Here is a 24,729-nt window from a genome sequence, read left to right on the forward strand (position 1 = left end):
GCCCTTCAGGGCGTGAGGAGACAATTAGCGACTACGGAAGACAATGCGGCCTTTGCTCAGGTCGTACGGGGTCAGCTCAACGGTCACTTTGTCGCCCGTCAGGATGCGGATGTAGTTCTTACGCATTTTACCGGAGATGTGTGCAGTAACCACGTGACCGTTTTCTAACTCTACGCGGAACATGGTATTAGGTAACGTTTCGAGAACGGTACCTTGCATTTCAATATTGTCTTCTTTGGCCATCTAATCCTCTGGGGTATCACTACCATAATTTGAACCGGCAAGATAATGCCGAACTTCTTTTGATAAGTAAAGATTTGTGCGTTTAAAACACAGCAAACCAGGTTTAGCACATGATTCCGCGACACACGACAACGCCGCGTTATACACCTTTTCCCTGATACTACCGCCTGATGTATCGACATAAGCGCAACATATAAGGGAACGGTGAAATAAACGATGGGCGTTACCTGACAACGGGCTGCGGGATAATGAGCTAAACCAATTCTGCGGCAGCAATTATAACACCCCAATAAAAAATGTGCCGAAAACATTCACTTCCGGGGCAAAAATAATGTCCGCGGCACCCAAAAACGGGAGGCCAGCGGCTGTTGGCGTAAGGCCGCGAGGTGATCGAGGTAGTCACGACGTGGAATTTCAATGGCGCCGAGCGAGGCGGTATGACTATTAAGTACCTGACAATCAATAAGTTTACCGCCGTGACGGGTAAATTCAGCGCAAAAAACCAGCAGTGCGGTTTTAGAGGCATTCTCCTGGCGGCTAAACATCGATTCGCCGCAAAACAGCGCCCCCTGCGAGACGCCATACATCCCGCCGACCAGTTCCCGATCGCGCCACACTTCAATGGAGTGCGCGTGGCCCAATTCATGTAATCGGCGATAGGCTTCCTCAATACCACGCGTTATCCAGGTGCCTTCGTCACGGTGATTGGCGCATCCATCAATGACCCGATCGAAAGCGTAATTGAGCGTCACGCGGTAAGGGGATGCGTTGTGAAAGCGCCTCATGCTGCGACTGAGGTGAAACTTTTCAGGCCACAGCACGGCGCGCGGATCGGGCGACCACCACAGGATCGGGTCGCCCGGCGAAAACCACGGGAAAATCCCGTGCTGGTAGGCCATTAACAACCGGGCAGGGCTGAGATCGCCGCCCAGCGCCAGTAAACCGTTAGGCTCGCGTAAAGCGCCTTCCGGCGAAGGGAAAGCGATAGAATGTCGGGAAAGCTGAACCAGACGCATGACGGCGAAACTCCAGTACGCAAGTCGGATCGTTCAATAATAGCTTACAGACGTTGTTTAAACTGATAATAGCGCCCTTGTCCGGCTAACAATTCTGCATGAGTGCCTTGCTCAATGATGCGCCCGTCGTCCATTACGATGATTTGATCAAAACGGGCCAGGCCGCGCAAACGGTGCGTCACCATCAGGACGGTTTTCTCGCGCATCACATCGGCAAGTAATTCCAGCATTTCGCTCTCGGTGGTCGCATCCAGCCCCTCAGTGGGCTCATCCAACAGCATTAACGGAGCATCATGCAACAGCGCGCGGGCGATGGCCAGACGACGAAGTTCGCCGCCGGATAGCAGGCGACCGCCTTCGCCGAGCCAGCTATTAAGCCCACTATCTTCGAGCAGATTTTCGAGGCCGACGCGACGCAGCATGTCGGAAAGGGCTTCGTCGCTGGCATTGGGCGCCGCCAGTAATAAATTATCACGCAGCGTGGCGCTGAACAGGTGGACACGCTGCGGCACCACGCTGATAGTCCGGCGTAAGGCGGATTCGCTCAGCGAGGATAGCGGAAGATCGTTGAGCAGAATTTCGCCTTGTTGCGGGTCCCAGGCGCGGGTGAGTAGCTGCAACAGCGTTGATTTTCCGCAGCCGGTACGCCCCAGAATAGCGACATGCTCGCCAGGATTAGCCTGTAATGAGAGGGCATTGAGCGCATTAATCGGCTGGGCGGGATAACGAAACGAAACGTCCCGCAGGGTGAGTGTGACCTTTTCCGGCGCGAGAGATTCTGCCTGCGGAAAGGTCACCTCCGGTTTTTGCTCCGTTAATTCAGTGATACGAAGCGCAGAGGCGATAACCTGCCCCAGATGCTGGAATGCGCCGGTAACGGGCGCAAGCGCCTCGAAAGCCGCCAGCGCGCAGAAGACAAACAGCGCGATGAGCGCGCCGGGCTGCGTATTGCCGCCAACGCCGCCGGAGGCCATCCACAACATTAACATCACCGCCAGCGCGCCAATCAGCAGCATTAACGCCTGCGATAAGGCGGTCAGTTCAGACTGTCGGCGTTGGGCCTCATGCCATTGTAATTCGGTGGCTTCCATTTGCGCCCGATAGCGTTTGCTGGCGCCAAAAATGGTGAGTTCCGCCTGACCCTGTAACCATGACGTGAGCTGCTGGCGATACTGACCTCGTAGATGCGTCAGATTTTGGCCGGTATTTTTGCCGGCGCGATAAAACACCGGCGGCATAATAAACAGCGTCAACAGCATAATGCCGCCCAGCGTGATCGCCAGCGTCACGTCGAGAACGCTAAGCCCCAGGGTGACAATCATAATCACTACAAAAGCGCCGACCAGCGGGGAGATGACGCGCAAATAGAGATGGTCCAGCGTGTCGACGTCGGCAACGATGCGGTTCAGCAGTTCACCTTGCTGATAACGCGCCAGACCCGCGGGGGAGAGCGGTAAAAGTTTGCTGAAGGTATAAATACGCAGATGTTGCAGCACGCGGAACGTGGCGTCATGACTTACCAGACGTTCAAAATAACGACCGGCGGTACGGGTAATGGCCGCGCCGCGCACGCCGGCCGCCGGGAGCATATAGTTAAAACTGTAAATTCCCGCGAAGCCTGCGATAGCGGACGCGGACAGGAACCAGCCGGAAAGCGTCAGCAGCCCGATACTGGCAAGCAGGGTCAGGATTGCCAGCGCAATTCCCAGCGTTAGCATCCATTTGTGGCGTTTATAAAGCGTCAGATAAGGGAGTAGCGCGCGCATTTAAATATCCTCCTGACGGTGAGCCAATAACGTCGCAAAAGCGCCGTTGGCGGCGCTGAGTTCGGCATAGCTGCCTTGTTCGACAATCGCGCCATCTTGCATAACCCAGATAGCGTCCCAGTCGGCGAGATCTTCCAACTGATGCGTCACCATTAATGTGGTCTGGCGTTTTGACGCCGCTTTTAACGCCTGCATGACGCGTTGCTCGCTGTGAGCGTCCAGGCTTGCCGCCGGTTCATCCAGCAGTAGCAGTTGACAGGGATTAAGTAGCGCGCGGGCGACCGCTACACGCTGTGCCTGGCCGACGGAAAGTCTGCTGGCATGATTGCCGAGCGGGGTGTCTACTCCCTGCGGCAGCAGCGGTAAAAACTCGCTTACCCATGCGGCGTCAAGCGCGGCATAAAGTTCCTGCTCGCTGGCGTCCGGGCGCGCCAGTAATACATTTTCGCGTAGCGTCGCTGCAGGTAATTGCGGGTTTTGTCCGACCCAGGAGAGATGCTGGCGCCAGGATTCCGGCGAGAGATCGCGAAGCTCGACACCGTTAATACGCAAAGAGCCCTGATAGGAGAGAAAACCGGATAATACATTCAACAGAGAGCTTTTACCGGAACCGCTGCGCCCTACCAGGACGGCGCGTTCTCCTGCCGCTAATGAGAAATTCAGCGGCCCGGCAAGCGTTTTGCCTTCTGGCGAGGTGATAATAAGATTGACTGCGTCAATGGTTACAGGTTCGTTTTCCGCCAGCTCAACTTCGCCGCGCGCCGGGTGGGCGAGGGGCGTTTCCAGAAACGTCTTCAGACTATCCGCCGCGCCAACCGCCTGCGCCTTAGCATGATAAAACGTGCCGAGGTCGCGTAATGGCTGGAAAAACTCCGGCGCGAGGATCAAGGCGAGGAACCCGGCGGCGAGCGTCACACCGGTACCGTAATGACCAAAGTTCAGCTCGCCCAGGTAAGAGAAGCCAAAATAAACGGCGACCAGTGCAATAGAAAGCGAGGTGAAAAACTCCAGCACGCCGGAAGATAAAAAGGCGAGGCGCAGTACTTCCATCGTGCGCTGACGAAAATCCTGCGATGCTGCGCGAATGCTCTCGGTTTCCGCTTCTCCACGACCGAAAATTCGCAGCGTTTCCATCCCGCGCAGACGGTCAAGAAAATGGCCGCTTAGCCGGGCAAGCGCCAGGAAATTGCGGCGGTTGGCGTCAGCCGCGCCCATCCCCACCATCGCCATAAATAGGGGAATGAGCGGGGCAGTGCCCAGCAGAATCAGCGCCGCCGCCCAATTTGACGGGAAAATCGCCGCCACGATTAAGAGCGGTACGCAAACGGCAAGCGCCATTTGCGGCAGATAGCGCGCATAATAGTCATGCATATCGTCAATCTGTTCCAACACCAGCGTCGCCCAGCTACCGGCGGGCTTGCCCTGAATCCAGGCTGGGCCGGCTTGCTGCAGACGCTCCAACACCTGACGGCGGATCTCAAAGCGAATATGTTGTCCGGCATGAAAACCGACGCGCTCGCGCAACCACACCACCCAGGCGCGGAGGACAAAGACCAGTATCAGCAGGATAAAAGGGAGCAACAGCGCTTCCCGTGGAATGTTCTCCATGATCATATGTTGCAGGATACGCGCCATGATCCAGGCCTGAGCGACAATTAATACGCCACTCATGAACCCCAACAGGCGGGAAATATTCAACCACCGTTGGGAGATTACGCTTTGCTGTTTTAACCAGCGGGTCAGCTCTTTTTGACGGGTTTTATTCATTGCACGCTTAGCAGGTGAGTTATTGGAATTTCAGGCAGGGCAATGTTACAACGACGCAAAAATAAAGGCGACTTATAGTCGCCTTTTTTACTTTTGTTACTGATTTGTAAAAACTATTTGCTCGCGTCGGCCAGACCATCGAGATAGCGTTCGGCATCCAGCGCCGCCATACAGCCCGTACCCGCAGAGGTGATCGCCTGACGGTAAATATGATCCATGACGTCACCCGCCGCGAATACGCCAGGGATGCTGGTTTGTGTGGCGTTGCCATGGGTGCCGGACTGAACTTTGATATAACCATTTTCCAGCTCAAGCTGGCCTTCGAAGAGCGCCGTGTTTGGGCTATGACCGATGGCTACGAAAAGTCCGGCGATGTCCAGCGTCTCAATATTATCGCTTTGCTGCGTGTCGCGAAGACGCAGACCAGTAACGCCCATCTGATCGCCGGTCACTTCTTCCAGCGTCCGGTTGGTGTGCAGAATGATATTGCCATTTTCGACTTTATCCATCAGGCGCTTAATGAGGATTTTTTCAGCGCGGAAACCGTCACGGCGATGGATAAGGTGCACTTCCGAAGCGATGTTGGACAGATAAAGCGCTTCTTCAACCGCGGTGTTGCCGCCGCCGATCACCGCCACTTTCTGATTGCGGTAGAAGAAACCGTCGCAGGTTGCGCAGGCGGAAACGCCGCGCCCTTTAAAGGCTTCTTCCGATGGCAGCCCCAGATAGCGCGCGGAAGCGCCGGTCGCAATGATCAACGCATCACAAGTGTACTCTGCGCTGTCACCTGTCAGACGGAACGGACGATTTTGCAGATCCACTTTGTTGATGTGATCAAAGATTATCTCGGTTTCAAATTTTGCCGCATGTTCATGCATGCGTTCCATCAGCAGCGGGCCGGTCAAATCGTTTGGATCGCCGGGCCAGTTTTCCACTTCCGTCGTGGTAGTCAGTTGACCGCCTTTTTCCATACCGGTAATAAGTACCGGCTGTAAATTTGCGCGCGCGGCATACACCGCCGCGGTATATCCCGCCGGTCCTGAGCCCAGAATAAGCAGCTTACTGTGTTTGGTCGTGCCCATGAGATCCCCATAGTTGTTGGCAGACAATGAGCAGAATTGTAGGGAATTTACAGACGTAAAAAAAGAGCATAACGATTTTGTTAACAATATGTGTAATAGCATGAACCGATGAACGACCGCGGCAGCGACGTTATCATCACAAACTTTAATTAAAATCGGTAACTTATAAGGTGACGAAATGACAGTTTACCGCCCTCTCTAATGAATAACTGGCATGTTGTACTAAAAATCGATGTTTTGCTTTGACAATCACCTGCTGTTTTGCGAAAACATTCGAGGAAGAAAAAAACTGTGTTATGTATGTGCTGCATAATCATGCATGTAAATACCATGTTTACCGGGCTAGTGAAATCTACGCATGGCGTGGACAGACGCCATTCGTGATGTCGATAGCTGCCGCGAGGCAACGGTCTTCTCACCATAGACCAGGCATTGCGCGCCGTTAATCCCTCTGGGTTTCGGTCTATTGTGATGGGCAGCGACTCTGAACAGTGATGTGAGTAGAGTCAGGCAGGAGTAGGGAAGGAATACAGAGAGACAATAATAATGGTAGATAGCAAGAAGCGCCCTGGCAAAGATCTCGACCGTATCGATCGTAACATTCTTAATGAACTGCAAAAGGATGGGCGTATTTCCAACGTCGAGCTTTCTAAACGAGTAGGACTTTCGCCGACACCTTGCCTTGAGCGTGTGCGTCGGCTGGAGCGACAAGGGTTTATCCAGGGCTATACGGCGCTGTTGAACCCGCATTATCTGGATGCGTCACTTCTGGTATTCGTTGAGATTACCTTAAATCGCGGCGCGCCGGATGTGTTTGAACAGTTTAATGCCGCCGTGCAAAAGCTTGAAGAGATTCAGGAGTGTCATTTGGTTTCCGGCGATTTCGACTACCTGTTGAAAACCCGTGTACCGGATATGTCAGCGTATCGAAAACTATTGGGAGAGACGTTGCTGCGCTTGCCAGGTGTGAACGACACCCGAACTTACGTAGTGATGGAAGAGGTAAAACAGAGTAATCGTCTGGTTATTAAGACACGCTAACACGGAACAGGTGCAAAATCGCCGTAGTTTGATTACACTCCTGTTAATCCATACAGCAACAGTGCCGGGGCAACCCGGTGCTGTTGTCCGTTTTAGCATCGGGCGGGAAAAGCCTGGAACCTGGAGAGCCTTTTTTGAGCCAGGAATATACTGAAGACAAAGACGTCACATTGACGAAGTTAAGCAGCGGGCGCCGACTTCTGGAAGCGTTGTTGATACTTATTGCCCTTTTTGCCGTCTGGTTGATGGCGGCCTTGTTGAGCTTTAACCCTTCGGACCCCAGTTGGTCGCAAACCGCCTGGCATGAACCTATCCATAATTTAGGCGGCGCGCCGGGCGCGTGGCTGGCCGATACACTGTTCTTTATTTTTGGCGTAATGGCCTACACCATCCCTGTCATTATTGTCGGCGGGTGTTGGTTTGCGTGGCGTCATCAGTCTACGGATGATTACATCGACTATTTTGCTGTGTCGCTACGCCTTATCGGCGTGTTGGCGCTGATTCTCACTTCCTGCGGTCTGGCGGCCATTAATGCTGACGATATCTGGTATTTCGCCTCTGGCGGCGTAATTGGCAGCCTGTTAAGCACCACGCTGCAGCCGTTGTTGCATAGTAGCGGCGGAACGATAATGCTTCTCTGTATTTGGGCTGCCGGGCTGACGCTCTTTACCGGCTGGTCCTGGGTCAGTATCGCCGAAAAATTAGGCGGCTGGCTGCTTAATATACTGACCTTCGCCAGCAACCGTACCCGGCGTGATGATACGTGGGTTGACGACGAAGAGTATGATGACGAATACGATGAAGAAACCGACGGCGTGCAGCGTGAATCTCGCCGGGCGCGTATTTTGCGCGGCGCGTTGGCGCGTCGTAAGCGACTGGCTGAAAAATTCAGCAATCCACGGGGCCGTCAGACCGATGCCGCGCTCTTTTCCGGCAAACGGATGGATGATGACGAGGACATTCAGTATAGCGCGCGCGGCGTCGCTGCCGATCCCGACGACGTTCTGTTTTCGGGCAACCGTGCGACGCAGCCGGAATATGATGAATATGATCCGCTGTTAAACGGCCATTCTGTCACTGAACCGGTCGCCGCCGCTGCGGCTGCAACTGCCGTCACCCAGACGTGGGCAGCGTCCGCCGATCCCATAATGCAAACGCCGCCCATGCCGGGGGCTGAGCCGGTTGTCGCGCAACCGACCGTGGAGTGGCAGCCCGTACCGGGGCCGCAAACCGGCGAACCGGTTATCGCGCCTGCGCCGGAGGGGTATCAGCCGCATCCGCAATATGCTCAACCGCAGGAGGCGCAAAGTGCGCCGTGGCAGCAACCTGTGCCTGTCGCTTCCGCGCCGCAATACGCCGCGACGCCAGCGACCGCAGCAGAATATGACTCTCTTGCGCCGCAGGAAACACAGCCGCAATGGCAGCCGGAGCCGACCCATCAGCCGACGCCGGTTTATCAGCCGGAGCCGATAGCGGCTGAACCTTCTCACATGCCGCCGCCGGTTATCGAACAGCCGGTTGCCACCGAGCCTGAACCTGACACAGAAGAGACCAGACCTGCCCGTCCTCCGCTTTACTATTTTGAAGAGGTGGAAGAGAAACGCGCCCGTGAGCGCGAACAACTGGCGGCATGGTATCAACCGATTCCGGAGCCGGTAAAAGAGAACGTGCCGGTCAAACCTACGGTATCTGTCGCGCCGTCCATACCGCCAGTGGAAGCGGTAGCCGCCGCCGCGTCGCTTGACGTAGGTATTAAGAGTGGCGCCCTGGCAGCAGGCGCCGCGGCCGCTGCGCCTGCATTTAGTCTGGCTACCGGCGGCGCGCCGCGTCCGCAGGTGAAAGAGGGGATTGGTCCGCAACTGCCGCGTCCGAACCGCGTTCGCGTGCCGACCCGACGGGAACTGGCGTCGTACGGTATTAAGCTGCCGTCACAGAGGATTGCAGAAGAAAAAGCCCGCGAGGCGGAGCGCAATCAGTACGAGACGGGCGCGCAGCTAACCGATGAAGAAATAGATGCAATGCATCAGGACGAGTTAGCCCGTCAGTTCGCGCAGTCGCAGCAGCATCGTTATGGTGAGACGTATCAGCACGATACTCAACAGGCAGAAGATGACGATACCGCTGCGGAAGCTGAATTAGCCCGCCAGTTTGCCGCTTCGCAACAGCAGCGCTATTCCGGCGAGCAACCCGCTGGCGCGCAGCCGTTCTCACTGGACGATCTGGATTTCTCGCCAATGAAAGTATTGGTTGATGAAGGTCCGCACGAACCGCTGTTCACGCCGGGTGTCATGCCCGAGTCAACGCCTGTTCAGCAACCGGTAGCGCCGCAGCCTCAGCCACAGTACCAGCAGTCGCAACAGCCGGTAGCGCCGCAGTCACAGTATCAGCAGCCGCAACAGCCGGTAGCGCCGCAGCCGCAGTATCAGCAGCCGCAGCAACCGACAGCGCCACAGCCGCAGTATCAGCAGCCGCAACAGCCGGTAGCGCCGCAGCCACAGTATCAGCAGCCGCAACAGCCGGTAGCGCCGCAGCCGCAGTATCAGCAGCCGCAGTATCAGCAGCCGCAACAGCCGGTAGCGCCGCAACCGCAGTATCAGCAGCCGCAACAGCCGACAGCGCCGCAAGACAGCCTGATCCACCCGCTGTTGATGCGTAACGGCGACAGTCGTCCATTACAGCGTCCGACGACGCCGCTGCCTTCGTTAGATCTTCTGACGCCGCCGCCGAGCGAAGTTGAACCGGTAGATACCTTTGCGCTGGAACAAATGGCGCGTCTGGTTGAAGCGCGTCTGGCGGATTTCCGCATTAAAGCTGATGTGGTGAACTATTCGCCAGGCCCGGTCATTACTCGCTTTGAACTGAATCTGGCCCCGGGCGTTAAAGCGGCGCGTATCTCCAACCTTTCCCGGGATCTGGCGCGCTCATTGTCAACGGTAGCCGTACGCGTTGTGGAAGTCATTCCAGGCAAACCTTACGTAGGGTTGGAATTGCCGAACAAGAAACGGCAAACCGTTTATCTGCGCGAAGTGTTGGATAACGCCAAATTCCGCGAGAATCCGTCGCCGCTTACCGTGGTGTTAGGTAAGGATATCGCGGGCGATCCGGTAGTGGCGGATCTGGCGAAAATGCCTCACCTGCTGGTGGCCGGTACGACCGGTTCCGGTAAGTCGGTCGGGGTTAACGCCATGATCCTCAGTATGCTGTATAAAGCGCAGCCGGAAGACGTTCGCTTTATCATGATCGACCCGAAAATGTTAGAACTCTCGGTCTATGAAGGTATACCGCATCTGCTGACGGAAGTTGTTACCGACATGAAAGACGCGGCTAACGCGTTACGCTGGAGCGTCAATGAGATGGAGCGTCGCTATAAGCTGATGTCCGCGCTCGGCGTGCGTAATCTGGCTGGGTATAACGAGAAAATCGCCGAAGCGGCCCGCATGGGACGTCCGATTCCGGACCCGTACTGGAAGCCGGGCGACAGTATGGATGTTCAGCATCCGGTTCTGGAAAAACTGCCGTATATCGTGGTACTGGTTGATGAATTTGCCGACCTGATGATGACCGTCGGTAAAAAAGTTGAAGAGCTGATCGCGCGTCTGGCGCAGAAAGCGCGCGCCGCGGGGATTCACCTGGTACTGGCGACGCAGCGTCCGTCGGTCGATGTGATTACTGGTTTAATTAAAGCCAACATTCCAACCCGTATCGCTTTTACCGTATCCAGCAAGATCGACTCCCGCACTATTCTTGATCAGGGTGGCGCTGAGTCGCTATTGGGAATGGGGGACATGCTCTATTCCGGACCAAACTCCACCATGCCGGTACGTGTCCATGGGGCGTTTGTGCGTGACCAGGAAGTCCATGCGGTGGTTCAGGACTGGAAAGCGCGCGGTCGTCCGCAATATGTGGATGGCATTACCTCCGACAGCGAAAGCGAAGGTGGTGGTGGCGGTTTTGACGGCGGCGAAGAATTAGATGCGCTATTCGATCAGGCCGTTAATTTCGTCACCCAGAAGCGTAAAGCGTCCATTTCCGGCGTTCAGCGTCAGTTCCGCATCGGCTATAACCGTGCGGCGCGTATTATCGAACAGATGGAAGCGCAGGGTATTGTCAGCGCTCAGGGGCATAACGGTAATCGTGAAGTGCTGGCTCCGCCGCCTTTTGAGTAAACCTGTAAGCCGGATGGCGCTGTGCAGGCTGCCATCCGGCAACAAAATTCAGTATTTTCTTCTTTCCTCATGCTGATTTTTGGCCTGGAATAGAAAGCAAAAGGAGCTCCTGGTCGGGAGTGTCGAAACCTGAGGAATAATGATGAAAAAAATGGCAATCGCCTGTGCATTACTTTCAAGCGTTGTAGCCAGCAGCGTATGGGCTGACGCCGCCAGCTCTCTGAAAAGCCGTCTGGATAAAGTGAGCAGCTTTCATGCCACCTTTACTCAAAAAGTCACCGATGGCAGCGGTGCCGCGGTGCAGGAGGGACAGGGTGATTTATGGGTTAAGCGGCCAAATCTATTCAACTGGCATATGACGCAACCTGACGAGAGTATTCTGGTTTCTGACGGCAAAACGTTATGGTTCTATAACCCGTTTGTAGAACAGGCTACCGCCACGTGGTTGAAAGATGCCACCGGAAATACACCGTTTATGCTGATTGCCCGCAACCAGGCCAGCGACTGGCAGCAGTATAATATTAAGCAGGATGGCGATAATTTTGTGCTGACGCCGAAAGCCAGCAACGGCAATCTGAAACAGTTCACCATCAATGTGGGACGCGACGGGACTATCCACCAGTTTAGCGCCGTAGAACAAGACGATCAGCGTAGCGCCTATCAGCTAAAATCCCAGCAAAACGGCGTTGTTGATCCGTCAAAATTTACGTTTACTCCGCCGCAAGGGGTAACGATAGACGACCAACGTAAGTAGAGGCGATGAGTGAGCAATCTGTCGCTCGATTTTTCTGATAATACGTTTCAACCGCTGGCCGCGCGAATGCGGCCGGAAAATTTAGCGCAGTATATCGGCCAGCAGCATTTGCTGGCCGCAGGTAAACCGTTGCCTCGCGCTATTGAGGCCGGGCATCTGCACTCCATGATTTTATGGGGGCCGCCAGGGACGGGGAAAACCACGCTCGCTGAAGTGATCGCCCGCTACGCCAGCGCCGATGTCGAGCGTATTTCCGCCGTCACTTCTGGGGTAAAAGAGATTCGCGAAGCTATTGAGCGCGCCCGCCAGAATCGTAATGCCGGTCGCCGTACCATCCTGTTTGTTGATGAAGTGCATCGCTTTAACAAAAGCCAGCAGGACGCCTTTTTACCGCATATCGAAGATGGCACTATCACCTTTATCGGCGCGACCACGGAAAATCCCTCTTTTGAGCTGAACTCGGCGCTATTGTCGCGAGCGCGGGTCTATCTGCTGAAATCGTTGACCACTGACGATATCGAGCAAGTACTGGACCAGGCGATGCAGGACAAAACGCGTGGTTACGGCGATCAGGATATCGTGTTACCGGATGAGACACGGCGAGCGATTGCTGAGCTGGTCAATGGCGACGCGCGGCGCGCCTTAAATACGCTGGAAATGATGGCTGATATGGCGGAGGCGGATGACAGCGGCAAACGCGTTTTATTGCCCGCCTTGTTGACCGAGATCGCCGGCGAGCGCAGCGCGCGTTTTGATAACAAAGGCGATCGCTTCTACGATCTTATTTCCGCCTTACATAAATCAGTGCGCGGCAGCGCGCCGGATGCCGCCCTCTATTGGTATGCCCGTATCATTACCGCGGGAGGCGATCCGCTGTACGTGGCGCGTCGCTGCCTGGCGATTGCCTCGGAAGATGTGGGTAATGCCGATCCGCGCGCGATGCAGGTCGCCATTGCCGCATGGGATTGTTTCACCCGCGTTGGCCCGGCTGAAGGCGAAAGGGCGATCGCGCAGGCTATCGTTTATCTCGCCTGCGCGCCGAAGAGCAACGCCGTCTATACCGCCTTTAAGGCTGCGCTGGCCGACGCGCGCGAGCGTCCTGATTATGACGTTCCTGTCCATCTGCGTAATGCGCCAACCAAACTGATGAAAGAGATGGGCTATGGCCAGGAGTACCGCTATGCCCACGATGAGCCCAATGCCTATGCTGCGGGTGAAGTGTACTTCCCGCCGGAAATCGCGCAAACGCGCTATTATCATCCGACAAATCGTGGTCTGGAAGGCAAGATTGGCGAAAAGCTCGCCTGGCTGGCTGAACAGGATCAAAATAGCCCCACAAAACGCTACCGCTAGTGTAAACGTTGCGGTAAGGTTATCTCTAAATATGATGCTCCAGGTATCATGGTGTTGATGATGAACCTCGTTATGCCTGATAGCACGTTGCTTATGAGGTCCGCGGGTATAGCGCAATGGATGCGTTGTTGCTGTCGTCGGTCAGGTAAGGCGAAAACGTCGCTATTACGTAAACGCGGTTTACGTTCATCAATACAATCAGAGGCGATCATCAATTGATCGCGTTTCCTTTTATTATTCGATAAGCACAGGATAAGCATGCTCGATCCCAATCTGCTGCGTAATGAGCCAGACGCAGTCGCTGAAAAACTGGCACGCCGGGGCTTTAAGCTGGATGTAGATAAGCTGCGCGCTCTTGAAGAGCGTCGTAAAGTTTTGCAGGTCAACACGGAAAACCTGCAGGCGGAGCGTAATTCTCGATCGAAATCCATCGGCCAGGCGAAAGCGCGCGGGGAAGATATCGAGCCTTTACGCCTGGAAGTGAATAAACTGGGCGAAGAGCTGGATGCGGCGAAAGCCGAGCTGGATACCTTGCTGGCGGAGATCCGCGATATCGCGCTGACCATCCCAAACCTGCCTGCGGATGAAGTGCCGGTAGGTAAAGATGAAAACGACAACGTTGAAGTCAGCCGCTGGGGTACCCCGCGTGAGTTTGATTTTGAAATCCGCGATCACGTCACCTTAGGGGAAATGCACTCCGGCCTCGACTTTGCCGCTGCGGTTAAGCTGACCGGCTCCCGTTTTGTGGTGATGAAAGGACAGATTGCGCGTATGCATCGCGCATTGTCGCAGTTTATGTTGGATCTGCATACGGAACAGCACGGCTATAGCGAAAACTACGTGCCGTATCTGGTTAACCACGACACGCTGTATGGCACCGGTCAACTGCCGAAATTCGCAGGCGACTTGTTCCATACCCGTCCGCTGGAAGAAGAAGCAGACAGCAGTAACTATGCTTTGATCCCGACGGCGGAGGTTCCGCTGACCAATCTGGTACGCGATGAAATCATCGACGAAGATCAGCTGCCGATTAAAATGACGGCGCATACGCCTTGTTTCCGTTCTGAAGCAGGTTCTTATGGTCGTGATACCCGTGGCCTGATTCGTATGCATCAGTTTGACAAAGTGGAAATGGTGCAGATCGTTCGCCCGGAAGATTCTATGGCTGCGTTGGAAGAGATGACCGGTCACGCGGAAAAAGTGCTCCAGCTACTGGGACTGCCGTACCGTAAAATCATTCTGTGCACTGGCGATATGGGCTTCGGCGCCTGCAAAACCTATGACCTCGAAGTCTGGGTTCCGGCGCAGAATACCTACCGCGAGATCTCTTCCTGCTCTAACGTCTGGGACTTCCAGGCGCGTCGTATGCAGGCACGCTGTCGCAGCAAGTCCGACAAAAAGACCCGTCTGGTCCATACCCTGAATGGTTCTGGTCTGGCGGTAGGTCGTACCCTGGTGGCCGTGATGGAAAACTATCAGCAGGCTGATGGTCGCATTGAAGTGCCGGAAGTATTACGTCCGTACATGAACGGACTGGAATATATCGGCTAATCCTCGCTTTCTCTTCTTCTAAAAAGCGCCTTCGGGCGCTTTTTTTATGCCAGTTTGATACCGGACAATAATCCCTACCCTATTAGGGGTAATACTGATTTCGAATGAAGGTCAGTTTTTAACGCTATTTTTCTATTTTTTCGATATATATCAGACTTTATAGCGACGTTATCGCTATATAAAATTCTATACATCGTTTTATTGTTTTTTTTATTGTGAGCAGCAGAGTGAGCCCTTATGAAAACTAAGATCCCTGATGCCGTGCTGGCAGCCGAGGTGAGCCGTCGTGGTTTAGTCAAAACCACCGCGATAGGCGGCCTGGCGATGGCCAGTAGCGCATTTACCCTGCCATTTACCCGCATCGCTAACGCCGCAGAGGCGATAAGCCCGGCGAAAACCGGCGAGAAAGTCGTCTGGAGCGCCTGTACGGTAAACTGTGGCAGCCGTTGTCCGCTACGTATGCATGTTGTGGATGGCGAAATCAAATATGTAGAAACGGATAATACCGGAAACGATGATTACGATGGCCTGCACCAGGTTCGCGCCTGCCTGCGCGGTCGTTCTATGCGTCGTCGCGTCTATAACCCGGATCGGCTCAAGTATCCGATGAAGCGCGTCGGCGCGCGCGGCGAAGGTAAATTTGAGCGTATTAGCTGGGACGAAGCCTACGATATCATTGCTACCAATATGCAGCGTCTTATCAAAGAGTATGGCAACGAGTCCATTTATCTGAACTATGGCACGGGTACGCTGGGCGGCACTTTGACACGTTCATGGCCGCCAGGAAAAACGCTGGTCGCCCGTCTGATGAACTGCTGCGGCGGTTATCTTAATCACTACGGTGATTACTCTTCCGCGCAAATCGCAGCGGGTCTGAATTACACCTATGGCGGCTGGGCGGATGGCAATAGTCCATCCGACATTGAAAACAGTAAGCTGGTGGTGTTGTTTGGTAATAACCCTGGCGAAACCCGCATGAGCGGGGGCGGTGTAACGTATTATCTTGAACAGGCGCGGCAGAAATCAAACGCGCGGATGATCATTATCGATCCTCGTTACACCGACACCGGCGCCGGTCGCGAAGATGAGTGGATTCCGATTCGTCCAGGTACCGATGCGGCGCTGGTCAATGGTCTGGCATATGTCTTAATCACCGAGAACATGGTCGATCAGCCATTCCTGGACAAATATTGCGTCGGTTATGACGAAAAAACCTTGCCTGCCAGCGCGCCGAAAAACGGTCACTACAAAGCCTATATTCTGGGCCAGGGTAAAGACGGTATCGCGAAGACGCCGGAGTGGGCGGCGCAAATTACCGGTATCCCGGCGGATCGCATTATTAAGCTGGCGCGAGAAATCGGCAGCGCTAAACCCGCCTATATTTGCCAGGGGTGGGGACCACAACGTCATGCTAATGGAGAAATCGCCACGCGCGCCATCTCAATGCTGGCGATCCTGACGGGTAATGTTGGGATTAACGGCGGTAACAGCGGCGCGCGCGAAGGGTCTTATGCCCTGCCATTTGAACGTATGCCCACGTTAGAAAACCCGGTTGAAACCAGCATCTCCATGTTTATGTGGACCGATGCCATTGAACGCGGCCCGGAAATGACGGCGCTGCGTGATGGCGTGCGGGGGAAAGATAAGCTGGACGTGCCGATCAAAATGATCTGGAACTATGCTGGCAACTGTTTGATTAACCAGCACTCTGAGATTAACCGCACCCACGAAATCCTGCAGGATGACAAGAAATGCGAAATGATCGTCGTTATCGACTGTCATATGACCTCGTCGGCAAAATACGCCGATATTCTGTTGCCTGATTGCACTGCTTCTGAGCAGATGGACTTTGCGCTGGATGCCTCCTGCGGGAACATGTCTTACGTTATCTTCACTGACCAGGCGATTAAACCGCGCTTCGAGTGTAAGACGATTTATGAGATGACCAGCGAACTGGCGAAACGTCTTGGCGTGGAACAACAGTTTACCGAAGGACGGACGCAAGAAGAGTGGATGCGTCATCTGTACGAACAGTCGCGTAAATCCATTCCGAATCTGCCCACCTTTGAGGAGTTCCGTAAGCAAGGCATCTTCAAACAGCGTGACCCCGAAGGCCACCATGTCGCCTATAAAGACTTCCGCGAAGATCCGCAAGCGAATCCACTTACAACGCCATCGGGCAAGATTGAAATCTATTCACAGGCGTTGGCGGATATCGCCGCCACCTGGGAGCTGCCGGAAGGCGACGTGATCGATCCATTACCGATCTACACGCCAGGTTTTGAAAACTATAACGATCCGCTAACGGATAAATTCCCGCTGCAGTTGACGGGTTTCCACTATAAAGCGCGTGTGCATTCCACTTATGGCAACGTAGACGTACTGAAAGCCGCCTGTCGCCAGGAAATGTGGATTAACCCAATGGATGCGCAGAAACGCGGTATCAACAATGGCGATAAAGTCCGCATCTTCAACGATCGCGGCGAAGTACATATCGAGGCTAAAGTGACGCCGCGCATGATGCCGGGTGTGGTCGCCCTGGGAGAAGGCGCATGGTATGACCCGGATGCAAAACGCGTGGATCAGGGCGGATGTATTAACGTACTGACGACCCAACGTCCTTCTCCGCTGGCGAAGGGGAACCCGTCACATACGAACCTCGTTCAGGTTGAAAAGGCGTAAGGAGTAACCGATGACAACCCAGTATGGATTTTTTATTGATTCCAGCCGTTGCACCGGTTGCAAAACCTGCGAACTGGCCTGCAAGGACTACAAAGATTTGACCCCGGATGTCAGCTTCCGCCGCATTTATGAGTATGCGGGTGGCGACTGGCAGGAAGATAACGGCGTCTGGCACCAGAACGTCTTTGCCTATTACCTCTCCATTTCGTGTAACCACTGCGAAGACCCGGCCTGTACCAAAGTCTGCCCGAGCGGTGCGATGCACAAGCGCGATGACGGTTTTGTGGTGGTGAACGAAGAGGTCTGTATCGGCTGCCGCTACTGCCACATGGCCTGCCCGTACGGCGCGCCGCAATACAACGCGGCCAAAGGTCATATGACTAAGTGCGACGGCTGTTATGACCGGGTGGCGGAAGGCAAGAAACCGATCTGCGTCGAATCCTGTCCGCTGCGGGCGCTGGACTTTGGTCCTATCGACGAACTGCGCAAAAAACACGGTGAGCTGGCTGCCGTCGCGCCGCTGCCGCGCGCGCATTTCACGAAGCCGAATATTGTGATTAAACCCAACGCCAACAGCCGCCCGACCGGGGACACTACCGGTTATCTGGCCAATCCGAAGGAGGTATAAGATGGGAAGTGGATGGCATGAATGGCCGTTGATGATCTTCACGGTCTTTGGTCAGTGCGTGGCCGGTGGTTTTATTGTTCTGGCTCTGGCGCTGATGAAGGGCGACCTGCGCGCGGAAACGCAGCAGCGGGTGATCGCCTGTATGTTTGGTCTGTGGGTGCTGATGGGGATTGGCTTTATCGCCTCGATGCTGCATCTGGGTTCGCCGATGCGCGCGTTTAACTCGCTTAACCGCGTGGGTGCTTCCGCACTGAGCAATGAAATTGCCAGCGGCTCGGTGTTTTTTGCGGTCGGCGGGATTGGCTGGCTGCTGGCGGTACTGAAAAAGCTGCCGCCGGCACTGCGCACACTCTGGCTGATTATCACGATGGTACTGGGCGTCGTCTTCGTCTGGATGATGGTACGCGTCTATAACAGTATCGATACAGTACCGACCTGGTATAGCGTCTGGACGCCGCTGGGCTTCTTCCTGACGCTCTTTATGGGGGGGCCGCTACTGGGTTATCTGCTGCTGCGCATCGCGGGCGTGAACGGTTGGGCGATGCGTCTGTTACCTGCGGTTTCGGTGCTGGCGCTGGTGGTTATTGCCATTATGGTGGCCATGCAGGGCGCGGAACTGGCGACGATTCACAGTTCCATTCAGCAGGCGTCTGCTCTGGTGCCGGATTATGGTTCCCTGATGGCCTGGCGTATGGTGCTGCTTGCGGTGGCGTTGTGCTGCTGGATTGTGCCACAGTTAAAAGGGTATCAACCTGCGGTACCTTTGCTCTCTGTCGCCTTCATTCTGATGCTGGCGGGGGAATTGATTGGCCGCGGCGTATTCTATGGGCTGCATATGACCGTGGGCATGGCGGTAGCCAGCTAACGCGTTGACGTGCATTCGGCCTGCAGAACGTGCAGGCCGAATTCGCCTTTAGCCGCCATCAATCTAAGGAATATAACCGGGGCGGAGAAGGCGCATATAAATCCATAGAGAAGAAAACGAAGCTAAAGGAACCATGAAATTTTTCGACTGAACAAAACGCCGATTTTGCGGGTTAGATCAATAAAAACAAGGGGATGAATTTTTAGCCTTTTAATATATTCACGTGCAGAATAAGTAAATCAAATCGATAGTCTCAAAACTTGCGGATCGCCCATGCGGAGCCGATTGACAATGTTTTTGGCGATGGCATGATGCGCATGAAATTTGAACTTCCTCACGGTTTTTATTCATGTCCACCTATACCCGTCCCGTCATGCTTTTGCTGTGCGGGCTACTTTTGTTGACTCTGGCCATTGCGGTACTGAATACGCTTGTGCCGCTGTGGCTTGCTCAGGCAAACCTTCCGACCTGGCAGGTGGGGATGGTCAGCTCGTCTTATTTTACCGGCAATCTGGTCGGGACGTTATTTACCGGGTATTTAATTAAACGCATTGGGTTTAACCGTAGCTATTATCTTGCCTCGCTGATCTTCGCCGCGGGTTGTGTCGGGTTGGGCGTGATGGTGGGGTTCTGGAGCTGGATGAGCTGGCGTTTTATTGCCGGTATCGGCTGCGCCATGATTTGGGTTGTTGTCGAAAGCGCGTTGATGTGCAGCGGAACCTCGCATAATCGCGGGCGCCTGCTTGCTGCCTATATGATGGTCTATTACATGGGGACCTTCCTTGGACAATTATTGGTCAGTAAAGTGTCTGGTGAATTGCTGCACGTCCTTCCCTGGGTGACCGGAATGATTCTGGCGGGAATTCTGCCGCTACTCTTTACCCGGATTGTAAATCAGCAAACGCAGGCACGTCATTCCTCTTCTATTAGCGCCATGCTGAAGCTACGCCAGGCGCGTCTTGGCGTGAATGGTTGTATTATTTCTGGCATTGTTCTTGGTTCATTATATGGTCTGATGCCGTTATATCTGAAGCATCAGGGGATGGCTAACGCCAGCATCGGTTTCTGGATGGCGGTGCTGGTGAGCGCCGGTATTTTGGGGCAATGGCCAATGGGACGTCTGGCGGACAAATTTGGTCGCTTGCTGGTATTACGCGTACAGGTATTCGTTGTCATACTCGGTAGTATTGCCATGTTAACCCAGGCGGCGATGGCGCCAGCTCTGTTTATTCTGGGGGCGGCGGGTTTTACGCTTTATCCCGTCGCAATGGCTTGGGCCTGTGAAAAAGTCGAACATCACCAGCTTGTGGCAATGAACCAGGCGCTGTTGTTAAGTTATACGGTAGGGAGCCTGTTGGGGCCGTCTTTTGCTGCGATGTTAATGCAGAATTATTCAGATAATCTGCTGTTTATTATGATCGCCAGCGTATCGTTTATTTATCTGCTGATGCTGTTACGTAACGCCGGCCAGACGCCTAATCCTGTCGCCCACATCTAACTGTTCTCTGAATCGTATGCAGGACGTGAGTCTTGCATACTCTTTGTTTATGTTTTACGTAAAATAATTGACCTGCATAATTTTCTTGCTTTACTGAAAAATAAAATGTGCCGAAGGTTATAATTTTGCGCTCCTCTATTTTCTCTCTTCGTCTTTACCGCGCATAATTCCCCGCTTCATTTATAGTAATAGCATTGTGTTCACGAAGGATCACGTTATGCCGAATGTGCAGGAAAAACAGTTGCGATGGTACAACATCGCCCTGATGTCGTTTATTACCGTTTGGGGATTCGGCAATGTTGTCAATAACTATGCTAACCAGGGGCTAGTGGTTGTCTTCTCCTGGGTGTTTATTTTTGCGCTCTATTTTATTCCTTATGCCTTAATCGTGGGGCAACTGGGCTCAACCTTCAAAGAGGGAAAAGGGGGCGTCAGTACCTGGATTAAGCATACGATGGGGCCGGGGTTGGCTTACCTTGCGGCATGGACTTATTGGGTCGTGCATATTCCCTACCTGGCGCAAAAGCCGCAGGCAATACTCATTGCATTGGGATGGGCTTTAAAAGGCGACGGCTCGTTGATAAAAGAATATACCGTTGTTGCCTTGCAGGGGCTGACGCTGGCATTGTTTGTTTTCTTTATGTGGGTTGCTTCCCGGGGGATGAAATCGCTAAAGGTTGTTGGGTCTGTGGCCGGGATTGCCATGTTTATCATGTCAATTTTATATGTTGTGATGGCAGTGACCGCGCCAGCAATTACAAACGTTGAAATTGCGACCGCAAACATCACCTGGCAGTCATTTATTCCTCATATCGATTTTACCTATATCACCACCATCTCTATGTTGGTCTTTGCGGTTGGTGGGGCAGAGAAGATCTCGCCTTATGTCAACCAGACGCGGAATCCAGGAAAAGAATTTCCGAAGGGGATGCTCTTTTTAGCCGTCATGGTTGCGGTCTGCGCTATCCTCGGTTCGTTGGCGATGGGAATGATGTTTGATTCCCGGCATATATCTGACGATTTAATGACCAATGGGCAATATTATGCATTCCAGAAATTGGGTGAGTATTACCATATGGGTAATACATTAATGGTGATTTATGCCATTGCCAATACTCTGGGGCAAATCGCCGCGCTGGTGTTTTCTATTGATGCGCCACTAAAAGTATTGCTGGGTGATGCAGACAGTAAATATATCCCGCAGCGCTTATGTCGTACTAACGCTTCAGGTACGCCAGTTAACGGTTATTTGCTGACATTAGTGTTGGTCGCTATCTTGATTATGTTGCCAACGCTTGGCATCGGCGATATGAACAACCTGTACAAATGGCTGCTTAATCTCAACTCAGTTGTTATGCCGCTGCGCTATCTGTGGGTATTTGTCGCCTTTATTGCTGTCATTCGACTGGCGCAAAAGTACAAACCCGAATATGTGTTTATTCGCAACCGGGCGTTGGCGTTAACTGTGGGAATATGGTGTTTCGCCTTCACCGCGTTTGCCTGCCTTACCGGTATTTTCCCCAAAATGGAGGCGTTCACACCGGAGTGGACATTCCAGCTGACGTTGAACATCGTGACGCCTTTTGTCCTGGTCGGGTTGGGATTAATTTTCCCACTGCTGGCGCGTAGAAACACATAACGACGCTCTTTTCCACGGTGCTCCTGCCAGGCGAGCGCCTTTTAAGGTCACAGGTGCCTGGGTTCCAGGCGAGACAACGGTATTAACAGGCGCCGGGGCAGCAATAGTTGTCAGACCTTCAACCCAGCAGCAGATAAGCGACTCCTGTATTTAATCCCTGGTAAGCGCAATATTGTTAACCAGGCCTGTCTGACGGCAGGGGCGGGTATTTTAGCGGTAAGAGCGTTACCCATACAGCAAAACGGCTACCGTCATGGGTAGCCGTTTAAAAGCGGGTAAGATAGCAGGTGATTAATACATCACTTTATGACCATACTGCTCAAGAATACCCTTTACACGCTCCATGGTCTCTTTTTTAGGCGGCTTCACGCCATCCAGTTTATATTCTTCGCACATTGCCACCCATTTATGTTTGCCCAGCTCATGATAGGGCAGCAGTTCGATTTTTTCGACATTACCCATATCGCGGGTAAACTCGCCCAGGCGATGCGCGGAATCATCGTCGTCAGACCAGCCGGGAACGACAACGTAACGGATCCAGACCTTCACATTTTTCTTTGATAAATACTGCGCGAATTCCAGCGTCCGGTGATTAGAGACACCGACCAGATTCTGGTGGATCTCATCATTCATCTGCTTGAGATCGAGCATCACCAGATCGGTAACGTCCAGCAGTTCATCAATCACCGGGTCATAACGGCGCACAAAGCCGTTGGTGTCGAGACAGGTGTGGATACCTTCTTTTTTACAGGCGCGAAACCAGTCGCGTACAAATTCTGCCTGCAAAATGGCCTCGCCGCCGGATGCCGTCACGCCGCCGCCAGAAGCATTCATAAAATGCCGATAGGTCACCACCTCTTTCATTAAGTCTTCAACGGTGATTTCTTTACCGCCATGCGTATCCCATGTGTCGCGGTTATGGCAATACAGGCAGCGCATCAGGCAGCCCTGGAAAAAGGTAATAAAGCGGATGCCTGGGCCATCAACGGTGCCACAGGACTCAAAGGAGTGAATGCGACCAATAACCGGCTTTTTATCAGCAGTTACTGCAACACTTTCATTTGTAATACAATCGGTTAAGTTACTCATATCGCTTCGGCTAGCTCTAAATAACATGGGGTTTATGGACACATTCCGGGCATGTTGAGCACCCTGGTAAGGGGGTTGCATCCTGTAAAAAAGCGGTACTGCGAGCGTAAATTTTGGACTACAGAATGTGTGGCTGTTCCAGAATGTGCTGCAATGGAGCTATTTTACCTCTATTCAGTATAAAATATACGGCAAATCTATGCTGCATAACTTGCACCGCCAGAAATTCTGGCTCATTAATCAGCCCGGTACCTCTGTTTAACGCCCGAACCGCAATACATACTGCAAGTGTATCATCCATAGCGCCCTGGTTTTGCTGTTTATGATCCGCCTCTTTTTTCGAATGGTTGGCACCGTTTTGTTGTGGTCAGAACGAAAATAATTCTCAACATAATTCAGATGTGTCCAAAGAACGTTACGCCTGTCCAGTGCCTGGCGTTGCATTCAACGCGCAATCAGGTGTAAATCTGATGTTATTTCTAAACCCGGACTGATTCAATCTCTTAAATAGAGTGTGGTTTTAATCAAAAAATGAGAGCAACGGATTAGATTTTGCTTTCGCGGTAAATAATCAATGGAGTTATTATGCCAGTTACGTTAAGTTTTGGTAATCGTCATAACTATGAAGTTAATGCTTCACGGCTAGCCCGTTTGATGAGTCCTGATAAAGAAGAAGCGCTATACATGGGGTTATGGGATAGATTTAAGGACTACTTCAGAACACACAAAAAAAGAGAGGTGCTGGAGGTATTATATACACTCATCCATGGATGTGAACGTGAAAATCAAGCTGAACTTAATGTTGATATAACCGGCATGGAGAAGATACATGCCTTTACACAATTAAAACAATATGCTAATCCATCTCAACAGGACCGCTTTGTTATGCGTTTTGATATGAATCAGACACAAGTTTTATTTGAGATTGATGGCCAGGTTATTGATAAATGTAATTTGCATCGTCTCCTCAACGTTTCAGAAAACTGTATTTTTAAAGTGATGGAAGATGATGAAGTAGAGTTGTTTTTTAAAGTATGTATTAAGTATGGAGAAAAAATTGCTCGCTATCCAGAATTATTAGAAAACTTTGCTTTTGACCTTAGGCAGAAAGTTAATGAGGATGATGAAATTAGGGATGAAGTTTATAAGCTTATGCGATCTGGAGAAAATCGAAAAATGGCATGTGTTGAATGGAATGGTACGCTTACTGAGGATGAGATGGATAAACTACGTTGTCTTCAAATGGGGTCTTTTGAGATTTCTACCCAATTTTGTAAAATAGGTTACTGGGAATTAGAGGGAGAAGTCCTGTTTGATATGGTTCATCCAACACTTATCTATCTGCTACATGGATATATACCGTCATTGTCATGTGATTTTACAGAAGCTAACACCATGCTGTTTTCTGATGCATTAAATAAGGATTATGAGGAGTATCAAAATAATAAAAGAGAAATTGATGCTATTCTGAGAAGAATATATAGATCACATAATAACACTTTATTTATAAGTAAAAATTCTGGTTGTCGAAATATGCTTTTATAAAAATTAAAAAGGCCCCACTGATATGGAGCCTTTTTTGTACGCTT

General features: G+C 52.6%; 17 protein-coding genes and 1 pseudogene. 11 read left to right on the forward strand and 7 right to left on the reverse strand.

From position 1 onward, the window contains the following. Positions 1 to 24 precede the first annotated feature (24 nt). The 5 genes from infA to trxB form a co-directional block, all read right to left on the reverse strand. Positions 25 to 243: a translation initiation factor IF-1 gene (gene infA / locus ACLJZ5_RS11815; RefSeq protein WP_001040187.1), complete on the reverse strand. Its 219-nt coding sequence runs from the start codon at positions 241 to 243 to the stop codon at positions 25 to 27. A 311-nt stretch (positions 244 to 554) separates the two neighbouring features. After that, positions 555 to 1,259: a leucyl/phenylalanyl-tRNA--protein transferase gene (aat, locus tag ACLJZ5_RS11820; protein ID WP_001241652.1), complete on the reverse strand. Its 705-nt coding sequence runs from the start codon at positions 1,257 to 1,259 to the stop codon at positions 555 to 557. Positions 1,260 to 1,303: 44 nt separating this feature from the next. Beyond that, positions 1,304 to 3,025 carry a heme ABC transporter ATP-binding protein/permease CydC gene (gene cydC / locus ACLJZ5_RS11825; protein ID WP_024797684.1) on the reverse strand — a complete coding sequence of 574 codons (1,722 nt, stop codon included), beginning with the start codon at positions 3,023 to 3,025 and terminating at the stop codon, positions 1,304 to 1,306. Continuing rightward, a complete protein-coding gene (cydD, locus tag ACLJZ5_RS11830; RefSeq protein WP_024797683.1) occupies positions 3,026 to 4,792 on the reverse strand; it encodes a heme ABC transporter permease/ATP-binding protein CydD in 1,767 nt (588 codons plus the stop codon). It abuts the gene before it with no gap. Positions 4,793 to 4,905: 113 nt separating this feature from the next. Continuing rightward, positions 4,906 to 5,874, reverse strand: a complete 969-nt coding sequence (trxB, locus tag ACLJZ5_RS11835; RefSeq protein ID WP_000537406.1) for a thioredoxin-disulfide reductase — start codon at positions 5,872 to 5,874, stop codon at positions 4,906 to 4,908. Positions 5,875 to 6,420: 546 nt separating this feature from the next. On the opposite strand from trxB, the gene lrp reads away from it, so the two are divergent. The 10 genes from lrp (at position 6,421) to ACLJZ5_RS11885 (ending at position 22,051) form a co-directional block, all read left to right on the forward strand. After that, positions 6,421 to 6,915 carry a leucine-responsive transcriptional regulator Lrp gene (gene lrp, locus ACLJZ5_RS11840; protein WP_000228469.1) on the forward strand — a complete coding sequence of 165 codons (495 nt, stop codon included), beginning with the start codon at positions 6,421 to 6,423 and terminating at the stop codon, positions 6,913 to 6,915. A gap of 134 nt (positions 6,916 to 7,049) precedes the next feature. Next, complete coding sequence (gene ftsK / locus ACLJZ5_RS11845; RefSeq protein WP_025714701.1) at positions 7,050 to 11,081, forward strand: DNA translocase FtsK; 4,032 nt, start codon at positions 7,050 to 7,052, stop codon at positions 11,079 to 11,081. A 142-nt stretch (positions 11,082 to 11,223) separates the two neighbouring features. Then, entirely contained in the window at positions 11,224 to 11,835 is a 612-nt protein-coding gene (gene lolA, locus ACLJZ5_RS11850) for an outer membrane lipoprotein chaperone LolA (RefSeq protein ID WP_024797299.1), read from the forward strand. A gap of 9 nt (positions 11,836 to 11,844) precedes the next feature. Next, positions 11,845 to 13,188: a replication-associated recombination protein RarA gene (gene rarA, locus ACLJZ5_RS11855; RefSeq protein WP_000067785.1), complete on the forward strand. Its 1,344-nt coding sequence runs from the start codon at positions 11,845 to 11,847 to the stop codon at positions 13,186 to 13,188. A 258-nt stretch (positions 13,189 to 13,446) separates the two neighbouring features. Further along, positions 13,447 to 14,739 (forward strand): serine--tRNA ligase, encoded by a 1,293-nt coding sequence (gene serS / locus ACLJZ5_RS11860; RefSeq protein WP_000886697.1) that lies wholly within the window; start codon positions 13,447 to 13,449, stop codon positions 14,737 to 14,739. Positions 14,740 to 14,976: 237 nt separating this feature from the next. Then, positions 14,977 to 17,421: a dimethylsulfoxide reductase subunit A gene (dmsA, locus tag ACLJZ5_RS11865; protein WP_000850250.1), complete on the forward strand. Its 2,445-nt coding sequence runs from the start codon at positions 14,977 to 14,979 to the stop codon at positions 17,419 to 17,421. 10 nt (positions 17,422 to 17,431) lie between these two features. After that, complete coding sequence (gene dmsB / locus ACLJZ5_RS11870) at positions 17,432 to 18,049, forward strand: dimethylsulfoxide reductase iron-sulfur subunit DmsB (protein ID WP_000213069.1); 618 nt, start codon at positions 17,432 to 17,434, stop codon at positions 18,047 to 18,049. 1 nt (position 18,050) lies between these two features. Further along, a complete protein-coding gene (locus tag ACLJZ5_RS11875; RefSeq protein WP_024797298.1) occupies positions 18,051 to 18,914 on the forward strand; it encodes a dimethyl sulfoxide reductase anchor subunit family protein in 864 nt (287 codons plus the stop codon). A 349-nt stretch (positions 18,915 to 19,263) separates the two neighbouring features. Continuing rightward, the gene (locus ACLJZ5_RS11880) at positions 19,264 to 20,412 is read left to right on the forward strand and encodes an MFS transporter (RefSeq protein WP_000109271.1); all 1,149 of its coding nucleotides are present in this window, start codon (positions 19,264 to 19,266) and stop codon (positions 20,410 to 20,412) included. 217 nt (positions 20,413 to 20,629) lie between these two features. After that, a complete protein-coding gene (locus ACLJZ5_RS11885) occupies positions 20,630 to 22,051 on the forward strand; it encodes an APC family permease (RefSeq protein ID WP_410958934.1) in 1,422 nt (473 codons plus the stop codon). Between the two features lie 291 nt (positions 22,052 to 22,342). On the opposite strand, the gene pflA is transcribed toward ACLJZ5_RS11885, so the two are convergent. Together pflA and ACLJZ5_RS11895 are read right to left on the reverse strand one after the other, a co-directional pair. Continuing rightward, positions 22,343 to 23,140 carry a pyruvate formate lyase 1-activating protein gene (pflA, locus tag ACLJZ5_RS11890; protein WP_024797297.1) on the reverse strand — a complete coding sequence of 266 codons (798 nt, stop codon included), beginning with the start codon at positions 23,138 to 23,140 and terminating at the stop codon, positions 22,343 to 22,345. Between the two features lie 118 nt (positions 23,141 to 23,258). Further along, positions 23,259 to 23,595, reverse strand: a pseudogene (locus tag ACLJZ5_RS11895) (cytoplasmic protein). Between the two features lie 130 nt (positions 23,596 to 23,725). Here ACLJZ5_RS11895 and sopD2 point away from each other — a divergent pair. Beyond that, a complete protein-coding gene (gene sopD2, locus ACLJZ5_RS11900; protein ID WP_024797295.1) occupies positions 23,726 to 24,685 on the forward strand; it encodes a type III secretion system effector SopD2 in 960 nt (319 codons plus the stop codon). Positions 24,686 to 24,729 lie beyond the last annotated feature (44 nt).

This window comes from Salmonella sp. 5800 (assembly GCF_046558195.1).
Taxonomy (GTDB): Bacteria; Pseudomonadota; Gammaproteobacteria; order Enterobacterales; family Enterobacteriaceae; genus Salmonella; species Salmonella enterica.

Excerpts from the sequence above, each read along its gene's own strand:
- dmsB (WP_000213069.1), top strand. The coding sequence starts at position 17,432 with ATGACAACCCAGTATGGATTTTTTATTGATTCCAGCCGTTGCACCGGT.
- lolA (WP_024797299.1), top strand. The coding sequence starts at position 11,224 with ATGAAAAAAATGGCAATCGCCTGTGCATTACTTTCAAGCGTTGTAGCC.
- ACLJZ5_RS11875 (WP_024797298.1), top strand. The coding sequence starts at position 18,051 with ATGGGAAGTGGATGGCATGAATGGCCGTTGATGATCTTCACGGTCTTT.
- sopD2 (WP_024797295.1), top strand. The coding sequence starts at position 23,726 with ATGCCAGTTACGTTAAGTTTTGGTAATCGTCATAACTATGAAGTTAAT.
- ACLJZ5_RS11885 (WP_410958934.1), top strand. The coding sequence starts at position 20,630 with ATGCCGAATGTGCAGGAAAAACAGTTGCGATGGTACAACATCGCCCTG.
- ACLJZ5_RS11880 (WP_000109271.1), top strand. The coding sequence starts at position 19,264 with ATGTCCACCTATACCCGTCCCGTCATGCTTTTGCTGTGCGGGCTACTT.
- cydC (WP_024797684.1), bottom strand. The coding sequence starts at position 3,025 with ATGCGCGCGCTACTCCCTTATCTGACGCTTTATAAACGCCACAAATGG.
- serS (WP_000886697.1), top strand. The coding sequence starts at position 13,447 with ATGCTCGATCCCAATCTGCTGCGTAATGAGCCAGACGCAGTCGCTGAA.
- infA (WP_001040187.1), bottom strand. The coding sequence starts at position 243 with ATGGCCAAAGAAGACAATATTGAAATGCAAGGTACCGTTCTCGAAACG.
- dmsA (WP_000850250.1), top strand. The coding sequence starts at position 14,977 with ATGAAAACTAAGATCCCTGATGCCGTGCTGGCAGCCGAGGTGAGCCGT.
- pflA (WP_024797297.1), bottom strand. The coding sequence starts at position 23,140 with ATGAGTAACTTAACCGATTGTATTACAAATGAAAGTGTTGCAGTAACT.
- trxB (WP_000537406.1), bottom strand. The coding sequence starts at position 5,874 with ATGGGCACGACCAAACACAGTAAGCTGCTTATTCTGGGCTCAGGACCG.
- cydD (WP_024797683.1), bottom strand. The coding sequence starts at position 4,792 with ATGAATAAAACCCGTCAAAAAGAGCTGACCCGCTGGTTAAAACAGCAA.
- aat (WP_001241652.1), bottom strand. The coding sequence starts at position 1,259 with ATGCGTCTGGTTCAGCTTTCCCGACATTCTATCGCTTTCCCTTCGCCG.
- lrp (WP_000228469.1), top strand. The coding sequence starts at position 6,421 with ATGGTAGATAGCAAGAAGCGCCCTGGCAAAGATCTCGACCGTATCGAT.